We start from the raw sequence: 16,680 nt of genomic DNA, 5'->3' as shown, positions 1-16,680 counted from the left end.
CGCCGTCGATAGCGGCATTTGAAGGGGTCAGATGAATGAACAAGTCAGCGTCCGCACAAGGTTTGGATGATCCGATCCTGCAATGGGTGACCTTCAAGCTGGACAACGAAACCTACGGCATTAACGTGATGCGCGTGCAGGAAGTGCTGCGCTACACCGAGATCGCCCCGGTTCCAGGCGCGCCAAGCTACGTGCTGGGCATCATCAACCTGCGCGGCAACGTGGTGACGGTGATCGACACCCGCCAGCGGTTCGGCCTGGACACGGTTGAAGTCAGCGACAACACCCGTATCGTGATCATCGAGGCCGACAAGCAAGTGGTCGGGATCCTGGTCGACAGCGTGGCCGAGGTGGTTTACCTGCGCCAATCGGAAGTGGAAACCGCACCGAACGTCGGTAACGAAGAGTCGGCCAAGTTCATCCAGGGCGTGTGCAACAAGAACGGCGAACTGCTGATTCTGGTTGAGCTGGACAAGATGATGAGTGAAGAAGAGTGGTCGGAACTGGAGAGCATCTGATTGTTCCTTGAGGCAGCGGTGATTGTCCTGGCCCTGTTGTGGGCCGGGACCTTGGCGTTTGTGCTGCGCTATGTGCGCCAGCAGCGGGAGTTGGCCTTGCAACAGGCCGAGCGCGATGCGGTGCGTGACCGGCGCATTCTGGAGCTGGTCAAGCGCGTTGATCATTACCAGCAAAGTGCGGTGCGGGTGGGGGATGAGGTGCATGAACTGCGTGCGATTCTTGCGCCGTTGCCGGACAGGTTGGTGCAGTTGGAGCAGCGTGATCCGTCGAACCTGTCGTTTGCCCAGGCGGCCAAGCTGGTTGGCATGGGGGCGACGGTGGATGAGCTGACCCAGTCGTGTGGGTTGACTCAGGCTGAGGCGCAGTTGATGAGCAAGTTGCACAAGGGCTGATTGGGGCTGGGCTTGCTTGGATCAAGTGGGAGCTGGCTTGCCTGCGATGACGGCCTACCAGCCGACACCTATCCACCTGACACCCCACCCTCCAACTGTGGGAGCTGGCTTGCCTGCGATGACGCCCTGACAGCCGACGCCTATCTACCTGACACCCAACGATCCAACTGTGGGAGCGGGCTTGCTCGCGAAGGCGGCCTGACAGGCGACACAGTTGGATTGTGTGCATATCCATTCCTGCGGTAACGGCCACTTAGGGTTCCGCCCTGACGGCGGCTCACTTTTGAAAAGCGCAAAAGTAAGCAAAACGCTCTTGCCCCACCACTCGGCACCTCGCTTGGGCTCGGTGTGCCCGAACACAGGCTTGAATCCGTGGGCCGCCGCCACGCGCCATCCATGGCGCGGGGCGGCTAACCCGGCGTCCTGCCGGGTTACCCACGAATTCAAGCCTGCGTTCGGCCAGCGTGGTTTAACGGGGCGCCTAAGATCAAAAGCAGATCAAGAGCGGCTCGCTTCGCATCGTGGTTACCTTTGGGTGGCAGGTTTGAGATGTTTGTCGATTGAGCCGCCGCCATCGCAGGCAAGCCAGCTCCCACAGGTTGATTTGTGTCCTTCAATCAATTTTCTTCAGCCCACAGACTTTTCCGGTGCCCCAAGGGTCAACATCCTTCATGCACCTTTGACCCAGGAGATTCCCTCAAATGACCGCCCCCAAAGCCCTGTTGATCCTCCACGGCAAACAAGCCCTCAACGAGGATGTGCGCGCTGCCGTGCTGGCGCGGCGGGAGCAGGGTGGGGAGTTGGCCGTGCGGGTGACGTGGGAGGGCGGCGATGCTCAGCGTCTGGTCAATGAGGCCTTGGCCGCGGGCTACACCCACATCATTGCCGGCGGTGGCGATGGCACCCTGCGTGATGTGGCTGAAGCCATGGCCCATGCCAACACTGATGCCAGCCTGGTGCTGATGCCCCTGGGCACCGCCAATGATTTCGCCAAGGCGGCCGGCGTGCCGTTGGAGCCGGCTGGCGCCCTGGCCTTGCTGGACGTGCAGCCCAGGGCCATCGACCTTGGCCAGGTGGGTGGGCAGATTTTCCTGAATATGGCCACCGGTGGGTTTGGTAGCCAGGTCACCGCCAATACCTCCGAAGATTTGAAGAAGGTTTTGGGCGGTGCTGCTTACCTGTTTACCGGTTTAACCCGCTTCAGTGAATTGAAAGCCGCCTATGGTGAATTGGAAGGCCCGGATTTTCACTGGAAAGGCGAGTTGCTCGCACTGGGCATCGGTAACGGTCGCCAGGCTGGTGGCGGGCATGTGTTGTGCCCTGGTGCATTGGCTGATGACGGGCTGCTGGATGTCAGCATTCTGCCGGCGCCGCAGGAAGTGGTTGGCACGCTGCGTGAGTTGATGAATAACGGCTGGGGCCTGGACACCATGTTCGTGCGCGCACGCCTGCCGTGGGTGAAGATCAAGGTGGCGCAAGGCTTGTACATCAACCTCGACGGTGAGCCGCTGGAAGGCGACGACCTGCATTTCGAGGCGCTGCCTAAGGCCCTGCGTGTGCACTTGCCGCTGGGGGCGCCGTTAGTCGTCCAGGCTGATGATCTGCTCGCGCACGGCAAATAACACCAGGCCCGCCACGTCAAAAATCTGCAAGCGCTTCATGATCTGTGAGCGGTGGGCTTCGACGGTCTTGATGCTCAGGCCCAGGCCGTGGGCAATTTCGCGGGTGGATTTGCCGCGCACGATCAAGCGCAGGATCTCCAGTTGCCGCGCCGTCAGGTTGTGGCTGTGGGCAACAGGCGCGCTCGGGCCCTGGCTGCGGACCAGCGCCTGATTGATCACCGTGTGGGCAATGGCGGGGCTCAGGTAGCGTTCATTGTGACGCAGCGCCTGCAGGGCGTGTTCCAGCTCGTTGGCGGTGGTGTCCTTGAGCAGGTAGCCGTGGGCGCCAGACTCCAGGGCGCGCATGATCATCTCGGGGTCGGTGTGCATCGACAGGATCAGCACCTTGCATTTGGGGTGGGCGCGCTTGAGTTGCTGCAAGGCATCCAGGCCGCCGGTGTGTTTCATTGACAGGTCCAGCAGCACAATGTCGGGCTGCAGGGCGCTGAATGCCTCAAGCAGTTGCGCGCCATCGCTGGCCTCGCCCACCACGGCGTAGCCGGGGATATCCAGGATCAGTGCGCGCACACCGGCGCGGATCAAGGCATGGTCATCGACCAGAAGCAAATTGCAGGTCACTGGAGAACCTTATGGGCACTGGCCCGTTCGAGTGCACGGGGTGCCCAGGGGAAAAGTGCGTGGATGCGTGCGCCTTTGCCCGGCTGGCTGCTGACGGACAAGGTGCCGCCCAACTGAAGGGCCCGTTCGCACATGCCGGCCATGCCCCCCTGGCCTTCCTTGCCGGGGTCGGCGGCAGGTTCGAAGCCCTGGCCGTCATCGCAGATCGTCAGTGACAGCCCTTCAGGCAAGCGTTGCAGGCGCACCAGCAGGTTGTGCGCGTTGGCATGGCGCAGCATGTTGGTGACCGCTTCCTGGGTGATGCGAAAGGCCGCCACGGCCATTTCTTCGGGAATGCCGGTGAGCCGTTGCTGGCACTCCAGGCTCCAGCACACCTGGGTATTTTCCAGGGTCTTGAGCAGGTGCGCGCGCAGGCTCGCTTCCAGCCCCAGGCTTGCCAGTTGGCGCGGGTTGAGGATGGCAGACACGTCGCGCACCTTGGCCAGGGTTTCATTGAGGGTGTTGCACAGCACCGAGCAATGGCTTTGCAGGTCTTGGGGCAGGCGACGCTGCAGCCATTCGCTTTGCAGCTTGGCGGCGGTCAGCAATTGGCCGATGTCATCGTGCAATTCGCGGCTGAGGCGGTGGCGTTCGTTTTCCTGGACTTGCAGCAGGCGGTCGGCCAGTTCCTGGGGCTGGAACTTGATGGCTTTGCGCGAGCGCCACTGGTGCAGGGCTACCACCGCCAATGTGGCCAGGTTGAGCAGCACAATCAGTAACGGCAACGGCGCGCCTTGCAGGTAAACCCATAGGCTGACCAGCAATGAACACAGGCACAGGGCAAGGATGAGGCTGCGCGCATGGCAGTGGGGCACGAACCTTGCGATGAGTGACTTGAGGCTGGCGTACATAGCGGATGGAGCCAATGAGGGTTCACTGCGCGAAGACCGGTCACGGCGGTTGACTGGGCTCTGTCGAGCGTGCGGTGCCGGATCGTGGTTATCCATAATGAAGTTGCTTCATTTCGAGCGGGGCATGGTACCACCCCTGTTACCGTTGGTCGCCTGGCATATTCCTCGGTCGATATATTAACCACGTAAACGCCCTGGCAGCCCGGCCAGCGCTATTGAGTTGTATTAGTTAGCCTGGTTTGTACAATTTTTAAGGTGCTGGCTAATTGATATTTCTTCAAGCTCTGAAAGCGCTTTCATAGTTGGCGTAAAGGGTCGTTTTTAGATAACTCTGATATTAAATACGACCTTTTTTGCTTTAAGACCTCTGCTGTAAACGCGACGGGTGGCCGTAGTCTTTTTGCGGAATCTGCGAAGTCACCGTGGCAATCAGCGAAGTTTGCTCGCTGTCATCCAGGCCCAGTTCTCCGGTACGGATATCAATCAGCTCCAGTTGCCAGGCCAGCAATGTCAGGCAGTCGTGCAACGCATCCAGGGCTTGGTCATGCAGTTGCACCGGGCTCACGGCATTGGCGATCAGGTATTGAATATGCCGGGAGAATTCGCTGATCGCCTGCAGGGCCAGGCCGTCGGCCTTTTCAGCCAGTTTGGCCAGGCTGGTTTTCATGCAGTCGATGGCGTCGCTGTCGTTGCGGATCAAATGCAGGTGGTTCAGGCATTCCTCGGACTTGGCCAGCAGCATTTCGGCTTCCAGCAAAAACTCGGGAAGTGCGGTTTGCCATTCGTTCGCGCTATTCATCATGCAAGTCTCCACAACTTAAGGTCGGGTGATGAGATGTCGCACCGGGTGAATGGCTTAAAACTAGCGCTGAAATACGACTGGGGCGTGTAGGCTGCTTCCGATAATCCAGTAGGACGTTTATTGAAACGCTCACGAATGCCGCCTTTAGCCGCTGTTATGCGAGATGACGCAACTTCAGTTGCCGATACGTGAGTGCCTGAAAGGCCCGTAGACCAAGGGCTTGGGTTGGCAAACAAAAGCCTGACTCCATTCATGCAATGAGAATGGCGTCACATTAATGGCTATTAGATATCGCGAATATCAGGTTGGGCCCGATTGCGCATAGGGGAATCCCTTACAAGGCGGAACCGCGCGCCGATTCGAGTGTCGTGCGGGGTCGTTGTAAGCGTTCTGAAGAGTGAATGCAGTAAAGCATGATGTCAGTGTGACATCAATGTGTTTGCGTGGCATTTTAACAGGGTCAAGGTTTGGCGCTTGCCGCCGATAACCGCCTATACGAACCGCACACCCCTTCAGCGCACACCTGCGTGTACACCAGGAGCTTTCAATGGCCGGCATTCTCGACACGGTAGATCAACGCACGCAATTGGTGGGTGAGAATCGCCTGGAAATTCTCATGTTCCGCCTCTTCGGACGGCAGTTGTTCGCGATCAACGTGTTCAAGGTGCAGGAAGTGCTGCAACTGCCCAAACTGACCCTGATGCCCCAGCGTCATCCCTTTGTTTGCGGCGTGGTCAACCTGCGTGGCCAGACCCTGCCGGTGATCGACCTGTCCCAGGCCATCGGCATGCGGCCTTTGGTGCCGGGCCCTAACAGCACCATTATCGTCACCGAGTACAACCGTTCGGTGCAGGCGTTTCTGGTAGGCGGCGTGGACCGCATCGTCAACATGAACTGGGAAGCCATCCTGCCGCCGCCGACCAGCGCCGGTCGCCAGCACTACCTCACGGCCATCAGCAAGGTCGATGAGCAACTGGTGGAAATCATCGACGTGGAAAAAGTCCTCGCCGAGATCGTGCCCTACAACGCCAAGGTCTCCCGGGACAAACTTGAAGACCCGGTGCTGGAGCGTGCCCGTGGCCGTGAAGTGCTGCTGGTGGATGATTCCAACGTGGCCTTGTCGCAGTTGCGTGACACCCTGGGCCAGTTGGGCGTGAAGATGCACATTGCCAGCGACGGCCTCAAGGCATTGAACATGCTCAAGGCCTGGGCCGACAGCGGTCAGGTGATGACCGACAAACTGCTGATGATCTTCACCGACGCCGAAATGCCCGAGATGGATGGCTACCGTCTCACCACCGAGATCCGCAATGACCCGCGCCTGCGTGGCCTCTACGTGGTGATGCACACCTCGCTGTCGGGCAGCTTCAACGACTCGATGGTCAAGAAGGTCGGCTGCGACAATTTCCTCTCCAAATTCCAGCCGGACAAGCTGGTGGATGTGGTGCGTCAGCGTCTGATGTTGGACGAAATGCCCGCCTGACTTTAGGATGACACTTTGTTTCCTAGGAAGGCAGGCCCATGCTGCGTCTCAGCGCGTTGTACCGTTACCCCTTGAAGTCCGGCAAGGCCCAAGCCTTGCAGCAGATTGGCCTGGATACACTCGGGCTGGACGGGGATCGACGCTGGATGCTGGTGGATGAAGCCAGCGGGCGGTTCCTGACGCAGCGGGCGGTGGCGAAGATGAGCCAGCTCATCGCGTTGTGGAATAGCAGCGGTGGCCTGACCTTGAGTTCGCCGGGCTACGCGCCGCTGGACGTGGCATTGCCTGGCAGCGCCAGCGAACTGCGCGGTGTGACCATCTGGCGTGACACGCTGCGCGTGCCGGATGCTGGCGATGAGGCTGCGGCCTGGGTCAGCGAGTTCATTGGCAAGCCGACGCGCCTGGTGCAACTGCCCCTGGAACGAGCGCGCACCACCGAAGCCGGGTATGGCAAGGATGACGACAAGGTCGGCTTCGCTGACGGCTACCCCTTGCTGTTGATCGGCCAGGGCTCCCTCGACGACCTGTGTACGAAGATCGGCCGCCCAATGGAAATGCTGCGTTTTCGTCCCAACCTGGTGATCGAAGGCGCCGAGGCCTTCGCCGAAGATGGCTGGAAGCGCGTGCGCATCGGCGACGTGGAGTTTCGGGTGGTCAAGCCGTGCTCTCGGTGCATCCTCACCACCATCGACCCCCAGACCGGCGAGCGCAGCCCCGACCGCGAGCCCTTCGCCACGCTGGAAACCTACCGCAAGACCGAAAAGGGCGCGATGTTCGGCCAGAACCTGGTCAACGATGGCTTCGGGCGCCTGGAAGTCGGCATGCCGGTAACGGTGCTGGAATAAAAAAAGCCCGTCTCGTGGGAGACGGGCTTTTGTGTGTGGCGGGTACTGCTTAGCCGCGGTATTCGCACAGGTAAGCGGTGTCCACCGCGACCTTCAACTGGAACTTGCTGTTGGCCGGTACGTGGAACTGGCTGCCGGCGGCGAAGGTTTCCCAGTCGCTGCTCTCAGGCAGCTTCACGGTCAGGGCGCCGGAGAGCACGTGCATGATTTCACGCTGGGCGGTGCCGAATTCGTATTCACCCGGAGCCATTACGCCGATGGTCGCCGGCCCTTCTGCGGTGCCGAAAGCGATCGACTTGACGGTGCCGTCGAAGTACTCGTTGACTTTGAACATGGGTGAATCCTCGTAAAAAGGTCAAGGCTTACGCCAACCACTGTAGGAGCGAGCTTGCTCGCGAAAAACCTGAGAACACCGCGTTTAAGCAGAGGCGCTGCGTTTTCGTTGGCGATTTTCGCGAGCAAGCTCGCTCCTACAGGTGGGCAGCATCAAAGGAAAATGGTTGGCCAGTATGCCCAAGGCTGTTGACGCTGCCTAGACCGGCAATATCAGCGGCAGCAGGCGCGCGGTATTGCGTGCATCCTCCAGGGCGCGATGCTGCTGGCCATTGAACTGCATGCCGGCCAATTGCAGCGCCCCATTGAGCCCCAGCGGCTTGTCCAGGCGCCGGGCCTTGGCAAAGCGTTGCTTGAGGTTCACATGCGGGGTGTCGCCCAGGGCGCTGGCGAGGCCATGGCGCTGCCACTCCAGCTCAAGCTGCACGCGGTCATAATCCCCCCAACTGGCCCAGCCTTCCAGGCGTGGCTGATGTTGGCCCAGCCAGCGTTCGAACAGCGGCCACACCTCGGTGATCGGCGCGGCCATGTCGATATTGGCCTGGGTGATATGGGTGAGTTTGCGGCAAAAGGGCGTCAGCAATGGCCGCCGCAAGGGCCGCACAAAGCGCTGGAAGTGGTCCAGTTCGCGGCCTTGGCGGTTGACCAGGCTCGCGCCGATCTCGATGACTTCCATCTCCGTCACGGGCCAGCCGCCGTCATCCGTTGTGGCTTCAAGGTCAATAATCAGCCAATGAGGCATGGTGCAGGTTCCCGTACTCGTCCCTTCCTGATGGGGATAGAGCGTAGCCCGGCCCTGTAGTTCCGCCTAGGGGCGTTATTCGATCTCCAGCAAAACCTGACGGTTGCGCACCTGATCGCCCGTTACGACGCGCAGTTCCTTGACCGTGCCATCGAGACCGGCCTTCAACGGGTGCTCCATTTTCATCGCTTCGAGCACCAGCAAAAGCTGGCCTTTGCTGACGCTTTCACCGACGCACACCCGCACATCGACGATGGCGCCGTCCATGGGCGCCTGGACCGTGCCACTGCTGGCATCGGCCGGGCGGCTGGCGACTTGCTGGGTGCGGTCGGTGACGGTCAGCCCTGGCAGCCACAGCCGGTTGCCGTCCAGGTGATAGGCGATGCGGCGGCGAACCCCCTTGATGACAAAGGTGGCGTGGCGACCGTCGGTGGTGAGTGGCAGGTCGTCAACGCTGACGCTGTGGACTTGGCCGTTGATCTCCAGGCGGTATGTCACCGGGGCACTCGCCGTGTTGCGCCAGCGTGCGAGGGGGTGTGAGTGCTGGTTGGCGCTGTGTTGATAAAACAGCGCGGCGGCCAGCGAGAGCTGTTCAGCGCTCGCCGTGTGCTGTGGGATGACGTTGAAGTGTTCGGCGATCAAGCCCGTGCTGAAGTCGCCGCCGATAAAGTCTGGGTGCTTGAGCAGGTCGACGAGCAAGCGCTGGTTGGTCGCCACGCCGAGTAACACTGTGTCTTCCACGGCCCGCAGCAATTTCCGCCGGGCTTCTTCGCGGCTGGCGCCGTGGGCGATGATCTTGCCCTGCATCGGGTCGTAGAACGGGCTGATGGTTTGGCCTTCACGCAAGCCATGGTCGATGCGCACGCCGGGGGCGGGTTCCCAACGCAACACGTCACCGGTTTGCGGCAGGAAGCCCTGGGCCGGGTCTTCGGCGTACAGGCGCACTTCCATGGCGTGGCCGGTCAGGGTCACCTGTGATTGGGTGAGTGGCAGCGCTTGACCGGCGGCGATCTGCAACTGCCAGTCCACCAGGTCGAGGCCGGTAATCATCTCGGTGACGGGGTGCTCCACTTGCAGGCGCGTGTTCATTTCCAGGAAATAGAACTGGCCGTTACGGTCGAGCAGAAACTCCACGGTGCCGGCACCCACATAATTTACCGCCCGTCCGGCCTTGAGTGCGGCCTCGCCCATGGCCTGACGCAGTGCGGGCGTCATCACGGGGCAGGGCGCTTCTTCGATGACTTTCTGATGGCGGCGCTGGATCGAGCAGTCGCGCTCGCCGAGGTAGATGAGGTTGCCATGGCGGTCGCCGAACAGTTGCACTTCCACGTGGCGCGGGTCGATCAGCGCCTGTTCGAGGATCAACTCGTCGCTGCCGAACGCATTCATGGCTTCCGAGCGTGCGGTGCGCAGTTGCTCCAGCAGCTGTTCGCGCTGGTGCACCAGGCGCATGCCACGCCCGCCGCCACCGGCGCTGGCCTTGATCATCAGTGGGAAGCCGATGCGCTCGGCTTCCTGTTGCAGGGTGACATCGTCCTGGGCACTGCCCTGGTAGCCGGCGATGCAGGGCACGCCGGCGTCGAGCATGGCGAGTTTGGACAGGCGTTTGCTGCCCATCAGTTCGATCGCCTCGACGCTGGGGCCGATGAAGGTGAGAGTGGCCAGTTGGCAGGCACGGGCGAAGTCGGGGTTTTCCGAGAGGAAGCCGTAGCCGGGGTGAATGGCGTCGGCGCCGGTCAGTTGGGCGGCGGTGAGGATGGCCTGTGTGTTCAGGTAGGACTGGTGGACGGGCGCCGGGCCGATATGTACGGCTTCGTCGGCCATCTGCACGTGCAGGGCATCGCTATCCGCGTCGCTGTAGACGGCCACGGTGCGATAGCCCAGGGCCTGGGCGGTGCGCTGGATGCGGCAGGCGATTTCGCCGCGGTTGGCGATCAGGATCTTGGTGAATGCGGGCATTGGGTTATCCCTTGATGAATGCGGCGTGTGTTGGGGCCTCTTCGCAGGCAAGCCAGCTCCCACATTTGAAATGTGTTCCCCTGTGGGAGCTGGCTTGCCTGCGATGGCGTCATCCAGACCAACTCGGCTTTCGCTTCTGCACAAACGCCTGCGTCCCCTCAACCCCTTCCTCACTCCTCACCGCCTCGGCAAACCACTGCGCCCCGCGATCCAGCACGGTCTCAAGCGGCTCATCCACACTGGCCAATAACAAGGCCTTGGTCCGTGCGTTCGCCCCCGGCGCACACTGCAGCACCTGCCCCAATACCTCATCCACTCGCTGCGCCAATGCCTGCGGGTCGTGCTCGACAAAATGCACCACGCCCAACCGCCCAGCCTCCACCCCATCAAACCGCGCCGCCGTCAGCGCCAGGCGCCGCGTGTGGGTAAGGCCAATACGCTTGACCACAAACGGCGCAATCTGCGCCGGCAGCAACCCCAGGCGGGTCTCGGGCAAACCGAACTGCGCCTGGCCCGCTGCAATCGCAATATCACTCACGCACGCCAGCCCGAACCCACCGCCCAGCACTGCGCCTTGCAGCACCACGATTACCACCTGCGCCAGCGCCTGAACCTCTTGCAGCAAGGTGCCAAACGCGCGGTTCAACGCTTGCAACTGCCCCCCGGCGCCGGCCAGATCCTTCACATCGGCCCCCGCGCAAAAATGCCCACCCGCGCCGCTGATCACCACGGCACGTACCTGGCTGTCCAACTGCGCCAGTACCGCACGCAGCTCGTTGACCATTTCAAGGCTCATCGCATTACGGCATTCGGGGCGGTTGAGGGTGATGTGCAGCACGCCGTTATGGGCTTCGAGCAGCAAGGTATTCATGGCTTTTTACCGGGCAGGGTGCCCATCAGTTTGCAGATGATGCCCAGCATGATTTCGTCGGCACCGCCGCCAATCGACACCAGGCGCACGTCGCGATAGGCGCGGGCCACCGGGTTGTCCCACATGAAACCCATGCCGCCCCAATATTGCAGGCAACTGTCGCTGACCTCACGGCCCAGCCGCCCGGCCTTGAGCTTGGCCATGGAGGCCAGCCGCGTGACGTCCTGGCCCTTGATGTACTGCTCGGTGGCCTGGTAGACCAAGGCGCGCAGGCATTCGATTTCGGTGGCCAGTTCCGCCAGGCGAAAGTGGATCACCTGGTTGTCGATCAGCGCCTTGCCGAAGGTCTGGCGCTCCTTGCAGTACTCGATGGTGCTGTCGATGCAGTGCTCCAGGCCCTTGATCATATTGGCCGCGCCGAAAAGACGTTCTTCCTGGAACTGCAACATCTGCATCATGAAACCCGCGCCTTCATGGCCGATGCGGTTGCGTTGCGGCACGCGCACGCCGTCGAAAAACACCTGGGCGGTCTCGGAACTGTGCATGCCGAGTTTTTCCAGGGGCGGACTGACGCTGATGCCGGGGCTGTTCATCGGCACCATGATCAGGGATTTGTTGATGTGCGGCTTGTCGTCCGAGGTGTTGGCCAGCAGGCAGATAAAGTCGGCGCTGGGCGAATTGGTGATCCACATCTTGCTGCCGTTGATCACATAGTCGTCGCCATCCTTGCGCGCATGGGTCTTGAGCCCGGCCACGTCGGAGCCGGCACCGGTTTCCGAGACGCCGATGCAGCCGACCTGTTCGCCGCTGATGGCCGGGCGCAGGAACTCCTCGCGCAGTTCATCGGAGCCGAAGCGTGCCAGGGCCGGGGTGCACATGTCGGTCTGCACGCCGATGGACATGGGGATGCCGCCGCAGCGGATGGTGCCGAACTCTTCGGCGGCGACGATGGAATAGCTGTAGTCCAGGCCCATGCCGCCGAATTTTTCCGGTTTGGAGATGCCCAGCAGGCCGAGGTCGCCGGCCTTGCGGAAGATCTCGTGAATGGGAAAGCGCCCGGCTTTTTCCCATTCATCCACGTGCGGGTTGATCTCGCGGTCGACGAAGGCGCGCACGGTGCGGCGCAGTTCCTGGTGTTCCTGGGTGAAGATCATTTTTATTGTTCTCCTGATTAGAAGCGCGCCACACCAAAGCTGTTCGGTTGCAGTTGCCGCCGTTCGGCTTCGTGACAGATATCCAGCAAAAAACCGAGCAAGGTGCGGGTGTCCCGTGGATCAATCAGCCCGTCGTCCCACAGGTTGGCGCTGCCGTAAAGGGCGGTGGACTGGCTGTCGAGCTTCTGCGCGGTGACCTGTTCGAGCATGTCGAGCACCTTGGGGTCGGGCACCAGGCCGTCCTTGAGTTGCTTCGCCTCGGTGACAATGCGCAGCACCTTGCCCGCTTGTGCGCCGCCCATCACCGCGGTGCGGCTGTTGGGCCAGGCGAAGATAAAGCGCGGGTCCAGGCCGCGGCCGCACATTGCGTAGTTGCCGGCACCGTAGGAGCCACCGACCACGATAGTGAGTTTAGGCACACGGGCATTGGCCACTGCCTGGATCATCTTCGCGCCGTGCTTGATCACCCCTTGCTGTTCCGACTCGGTGCCCACCATGAAACCGGTGGTGTTGTGCAAAAACAGCAGCGGCGTGCGGCTTTGGTCGCACAGCTGGATAAACTGCGCGGCTTTGCTCGCGCCCTTCGGCGTGATGGGGCCGTTATTGCCAATCACCCCCACGGCACGCCCCTGGATGTGCAAATGGGCGCAGACGGTGTGGGGGTCGAACTCGCCCTTGAATTCCAGCAGGTTGGAGCCGTCGGCCAGGCGCGCCAGGATCTCGCGCACGTCGTAGGGTTTTTTCGGGTCATCGGGGATCAGCCCCAACAGCTCATCAATCGGGTACAGCGGTTCGCGATAGGCGCGTTGGGGCGCGTGCGGCAAGCGGTCATTCCAGGGCAGCAGGCCCACAATTTCACGCACGATGCGCACGCCATCGGCATCGTCTTGTGCCAGGTACTCAGCGGTGCCGGCGGTTTGCGCGTGCATCTGCGCGCCACCCAGTTCTTCATCGGTGGCGATTTCGCCGGTGGCGGCCTTGAGCAACGGTGGTCCGGCGAGAAACAGCTTGGCCTTGCCGCGCACCACCACCACGTAATCCGACAAACCCGGCTGATACGCACCGCCGGCCGTGGCCGAGCCGTGCACCACGGTGATCTGCGGCAAGCCCATGGCTGACATGCGTGCCTGGTTGGCAAAGCTGCGCGCGCCTTCGACGAAAATCTCGGCGGCGTAGTTGAGGTTGGCGCCGCCGCTTTCGGCGAGGGTCACCACTGGCAGTTTGTTCTCCATGGCGATCTGTTGCAGGCGCAGGGATTTCTTCAGCCCGGAGGGGGAAATGGTGCCGCCTTTGATCGCGCTGTTGTTGGCCACCACCAGCATGCGCACGCCGCTGACATAGCCGATACCGGCGATCAGCCCACCCCCGGCGGCGCTGCCGTCCTTGTCGTCGTGGAGTTTGTAGCCGGCCAGGCTGGCCAGCTCCAGGAACGGCGCGCCGGGGTCCAGCAGCAGGTTGAGGCGCTCACGGGGCAGCAATTGGCCGCGCTTGTCGAACTTGGGCTTGGCTTCCTGGGCCTTGGCCAGCAGGGTGTGTTCCAGCTGGCGCAACTGGGCGATGGTGGCCAGCATGGCTTCGCGGTTTTGCGCGAACGCTGGGCTGTTGGGGTCGATCAGGGTTTCAATGACTGGCATGGCGTTATTGCTCCGCCTTGAGCACATCCGGCAGGTAGGCGCGGTGGAACCCGTTGAACGGCTCGCTCGGCGCTTGCGCCTTGTGCAGCGGCCATGCGCGGCTGCCCAGGCTGGCGGCGCCGTCGATGCGCAGGGTGCTGCCGCTGATAAAGGCCGCAGCCGGGCTGAGCAGGAAGACGATGGCCGCGCTGACTTCCGACTCGGTGCCGATGCGCTTGAGCGGCACATGCTCACGCAGGGTGGGAATCACCGCCTTGAAGGCGCCTTCGTAGGTGTCCATGCCGCTGGACGCAATCCAGCCAGGCGCCACGGCGTTGACCCGCACCCCGGCATAGCCCCACTCAAACGCGGCGGTCTTGGTGAAGTTGTCCATGCCGGAGCGCGCCGCGCCGGAGTGGCCCATGCCGGGCATGCCGCCCCACATGTCGGCGAGCATGTTGACGATCGCGCCACCGTGCTTGCTCATCGACTGGTTGAACACTTCCCGCGCCATCAGGAAACCGCCCACCAGGTTGGTGCGCAGTACGGTTTCAAAGCCCTTTTGATTGATCGCGGCCAGCGGCGACGGGTATTGGCCGCCGGCGTTGTTCACCAGGCCATGGATGGGGCCGTGGTCGTGCAGGGTTTGCGTGACCAGCGCCTGCACCGCCTCTTCATCGCGGATATCACAGGCCTGCCAATGAGCGACGCCGCCGTCATCGATAATTTCCTGTGCTACCTGCTGCAACTTGTCCGGCTTGCGCCCCACCAGGATCACTCGGGCGCCAAGGGCCGCCAGTTCATGGGCGGTGCAGCGGCCAATGCCACTGCCGCCTCCGGTGACAATCAAGGTTTGCCCCTTGAACAGGTCGGCTTTGAAGATCGAGTCGAAGGCCACGGCGACGGTCCTTTAGCTGAGTTGGTCGGCAATGTGCTGCGGTACGGCGATGGGGATTTCCAGCAGTTGCTGGGCGAAGGCCTTGCCTTGGGGATCGATTCGCAAACTGGCGATACCGCCGCCGCCCAGGGCATTCTCCAGCAGGAAATTCAGGCTGTGGCTGCCGGGCAAGTACCAGCGCTCGACGCGGCCATGGATCGGGTCGAGCACGTGGTCCATCCAGTCGACGATCACCTCCGGGGTCAGGGCTTCGGCGATCCACGGCAGGTAGTCGGGGTGGCGGGCGATCACCCCGATATTGCTGTGGTTGCCCTTGTCACCGGAGCGCGCCACGGCGAGTTTGACCAGCGGCACGCTGGCGTCGGCACGGCCCTGGGGCTTGGCCGGCTCGATGGGCGCGGCCGGCGTGAGCAGGGGCGCGCAGGCGGGCAACTCAACGGCATGGCGTTGGCCCTGGTAATCGATGGCGACGGTGCAGGACGATTTGTCGACCAGGAACGAAAACAGCCGGATCAGCGGATACACCGTCGGCCGCCCGCCGACGATGCCCGTCAGGCCCGGCGCCATGCCGGTGGCCGCCTGGGCGATCTCGCGGGCGAACAGCACCAGCGCCTGCTTGCTCGGGTGCCGCACCGCTAGCTTCACCACCACTTCACGGCAATCGGCACGCCGGGCATGGGCGCCGTAGGTGGCTTCGCTGCCGAGCAGTTCGATGTTGACGTCGGTGTAGGGCGCCCAGCCGCGCTGGCTGAACAGCTCCGAGGTCTTGTTGATGAGCGCCTGGCTGACTCGCTCGGCCTTGGCTACCGCGTCGATGCCGGCGAGCAGGCAGCTGGCGGTACAGCGGAAGCCATCGGGGTAGGTGGCGCTGACCTTGTACTGGTCGGTGGGTGGCAGGCCCTTGGCGCCGTGCAGGCGCACCGCGTGTTTGCCTTGTTGCTGCAGTTTGACCTGGCTGAAATCGCAGATCACATCCGGCAGCACATAGGCGCGTGGGTCACCGATTTCATACAGCAGTTGTTCGGCCACGCTGAGTTCGCTGATCAGGCCGCCGCTGCCCTCGACCTTGTTCACAGTGAACTGGCCGTCGGCGCTGACTTCGACGATGGGGAAGCCGATGTGTTCGTAGTCGGGCACGTCACGCCAGTCGGTGAAGTTACCGCCAGTGCATTGGGCGCCGCATTCGATGATATGCCCAGCCAGCGCAGCTTGGGCCAGGTGATCGTAGTCCTGCCACGACCAGTTGAACTCATGCACCAGTGCCGCGCTGACCACTGCGCTGTCGACCACGCGGCCGGTGATGACAATATCGGCGCCGAGCTCCAACGCCTGGGCAATGCCCGGTGCGCCAAGGTAGGCATTGGCGGACACGCACAGCGGCGGCAGTGGGGCGCCGTTGAACATGTCGGTGACAGGCGGCAGGTGTTTAAGTTGAGGGTGCAGGTCGTCGCCGAGCAACACGGCGATTTTCAGCGCAATGTGCGCGTTATCGCAGGCCGCTTGCAGGGCTGCGGCGCAGGCCTGGGGGTTGATACCGCCGGCGTTGCTGATCACCCGAATGCCTTGGCGCTGGATATCCGCCAGCAAGGGCGTGAGCACCTCGACAAAATCCGTGGCGTAGCCGGCCTTGGGGTCTTTCAGGCGGGCACCGGCGAGGATCGACATAGTGACTTCCGCCAGGTAATCGAACACCAGGTAATCCAGGGCGCCGCCCTGCACCAATTGGGCGGCGGCGGTGCAGGTGTCGCCCCAGAAGGCGCTGGCGCAGCCGATACGTACCGTCTTGCTCATGAGAAATCCTTCCTCCAAGGGCTGGCGTCGAGACTACCAAGCAAGCGCTTGGTTTGTAAACTCCAGTCACAAGTTTTACCCAAGCGCTTGCTTGGGTGGCAGTCACGGCCTAAATTGCCGGCCAAGACGACAGTAGACGTGAAGGAGA

At 62.2% G+C, this 16,680-nt stretch carries 16 protein-coding genes; 5 read left to right on the top strand and 11 right to left on the bottom strand.

What is annotated here, in order from left to right; all coding sequences use genetic code 11:
• The first annotated feature begins 35 nt into the window (after positions 1 to 35).
• From HU731_RS07095 to yegS, 3 genes are all read left to right on the top strand, one after another.
• Positions 36 to 518, top strand: a complete 483-nt coding sequence (locus tag HU731_RS07095) for a chemotaxis protein CheW (protein ID WP_003192896.1) — start codon at positions 36 to 38, stop codon at positions 516 to 518.
• The gene (locus HU731_RS07090) at positions 519 to 911 is read left to right on the top strand and encodes a DUF2802 domain-containing protein (RefSeq protein WP_014719330.1); all 393 of its coding nucleotides are present in this window, start codon (positions 519 to 521) and stop codon (positions 909 to 911) included.
• 701 nt (positions 912 to 1,612) lie between these two features.
• Complete coding sequence (gene yegS / locus HU731_RS07085) at positions 1,613 to 2,533, top strand: lipid kinase YegS (RefSeq protein ID WP_186606837.1); 921 nt, start codon at positions 1,613 to 1,615, stop codon at positions 2,531 to 2,533.
• Here yegS and HU731_RS07080 read toward each other — a convergent pair.
• The 3 genes from HU731_RS07080 to HU731_RS07070 form a co-directional block, all read right to left on the bottom strand.
• Positions 2,492 to 3,151: a response regulator transcription factor gene (locus tag HU731_RS07080; protein ID WP_186606836.1), complete on the bottom strand. Its 660-nt coding sequence runs from the start codon at positions 3,149 to 3,151 to the stop codon at positions 2,492 to 2,494. The two genes, yegS and HU731_RS07080, sit on opposite strands and share 42 nt — an antisense overlap.
• Positions 3,148 to 4,041 (bottom strand): sensor histidine kinase, encoded by an 894-nt coding sequence (locus HU731_RS07075; protein ID WP_186606871.1) that lies wholly within the window; start codon positions 4,039 to 4,041, stop codon positions 3,148 to 3,150. Before HU731_RS07075 ends, HU731_RS07080 begins: the two co-directional genes overlap by 4 nt.
• A gap of 358 nt (positions 4,042 to 4,399) precedes the next feature.
• Positions 4,400 to 4,843, bottom strand: coding sequence for a hypothetical protein (locus tag HU731_RS07070; protein ID WP_186606835.1), 444 nt, complete (start codon positions 4,841 to 4,843; stop codon positions 4,400 to 4,402).
• A 547-nt stretch (positions 4,844 to 5,390) separates the two neighbouring features.
• On the opposite strand from HU731_RS07070, the gene HU731_RS07065 reads away from it, so the two are divergent.
• Entirely contained in the window at positions 5,391 to 6,326 is a 936-nt protein-coding gene (locus HU731_RS07065) for a chemotaxis protein CheV (protein WP_003192887.1), read from the top strand.
• Positions 6,327 to 6,364: 38 nt separating this feature from the next.
• A complete protein-coding gene (locus tag HU731_RS07060) occupies positions 6,365 to 7,171 on the top strand; it encodes an MOSC domain-containing protein (protein ID WP_186606834.1) in 807 nt (268 codons plus the stop codon).
• Between the two features lie 49 nt (positions 7,172 to 7,220).
• Here the strand turns inward: HU731_RS07060 and ppnP are convergent, their stop codons facing one another.
• The 8 genes from ppnP to HU731_RS07020 form a co-directional block, all read right to left on the bottom strand.
• The gene (ppnP, locus tag HU731_RS07055; RefSeq protein WP_186606833.1) at positions 7,221 to 7,505 is read right to left on the bottom strand and encodes a pyrimidine/purine nucleoside phosphorylase; all 285 of its coding nucleotides are present in this window, start codon (positions 7,503 to 7,505) and stop codon (positions 7,221 to 7,223) included.
• Between the two features lie 198 nt (positions 7,506 to 7,703).
• Positions 7,704 to 8,246, bottom strand: coding sequence for a 3'-5' exonuclease (locus tag HU731_RS07050; protein ID WP_019818536.1), 543 nt, complete (start codon positions 8,244 to 8,246; stop codon positions 7,704 to 7,706).
• A 75-nt stretch (positions 8,247 to 8,321) separates the two neighbouring features.
• Positions 8,322 to 10,205: an acetyl-CoA carboxylase biotin carboxylase subunit gene (locus HU731_RS07045; protein ID WP_186606832.1), complete on the bottom strand. Its 1,884-nt coding sequence runs from the start codon at positions 10,203 to 10,205 to the stop codon at positions 8,322 to 8,324.
• A 109-nt stretch (positions 10,206 to 10,314) separates the two neighbouring features.
• Complete coding sequence (locus HU731_RS07040) at positions 10,315 to 11,076, bottom strand: enoyl-CoA hydratase/isomerase family protein (protein ID WP_186606831.1); 762 nt, start codon at positions 11,074 to 11,076, stop codon at positions 10,315 to 10,317.
• Positions 11,073 to 12,230: a citronellyl-CoA dehydrogenase gene (atuD, locus tag HU731_RS07035; protein WP_032895979.1), complete on the bottom strand. Its 1,158-nt coding sequence runs from the start codon at positions 12,228 to 12,230 to the stop codon at positions 11,073 to 11,075. The genes HU731_RS07040 and atuD overlap by 4 nt, the downstream gene beginning before the upstream one ends.
• Before the next feature lie 17 nt (positions 12,231 to 12,247).
• The gene (gene atuC, locus HU731_RS07030; protein WP_186606830.1) at positions 12,248 to 13,864 is read right to left on the bottom strand and encodes a geranyl-CoA carboxylase subunit beta; all 1,617 of its coding nucleotides are present in this window, start codon (positions 13,862 to 13,864) and stop codon (positions 12,248 to 12,250) included.
• 4 nt (positions 13,865 to 13,868) lie between these two features.
• Positions 13,869 to 14,741 carry an SDR family oxidoreductase gene (locus tag HU731_RS07025; protein WP_186606829.1) on the bottom strand — a complete coding sequence of 291 codons (873 nt, stop codon included), beginning with the start codon at positions 14,739 to 14,741 and terminating at the stop codon, positions 13,869 to 13,871.
• 12 nt (positions 14,742 to 14,753) lie between these two features.
• Positions 14,754 to 16,532: an acyclic terpene utilization AtuA family protein gene (locus HU731_RS07020; protein ID WP_186606828.1), complete on the bottom strand. Its 1,779-nt coding sequence runs from the start codon at positions 16,530 to 16,532 to the stop codon at positions 14,754 to 14,756.
• Positions 16,533 to 16,680 lie beyond the last annotated feature (148 nt).

The organism is Pseudomonas salmasensis (assembly GCF_014268375.2).
GTDB lineage: Bacteria > Pseudomonadota > Gammaproteobacteria > Pseudomonadales > Pseudomonadaceae > Aquipseudomonas > Aquipseudomonas salmasensis.
This window is presented reverse-complemented; position numbering and strand designations above follow the sequence as displayed.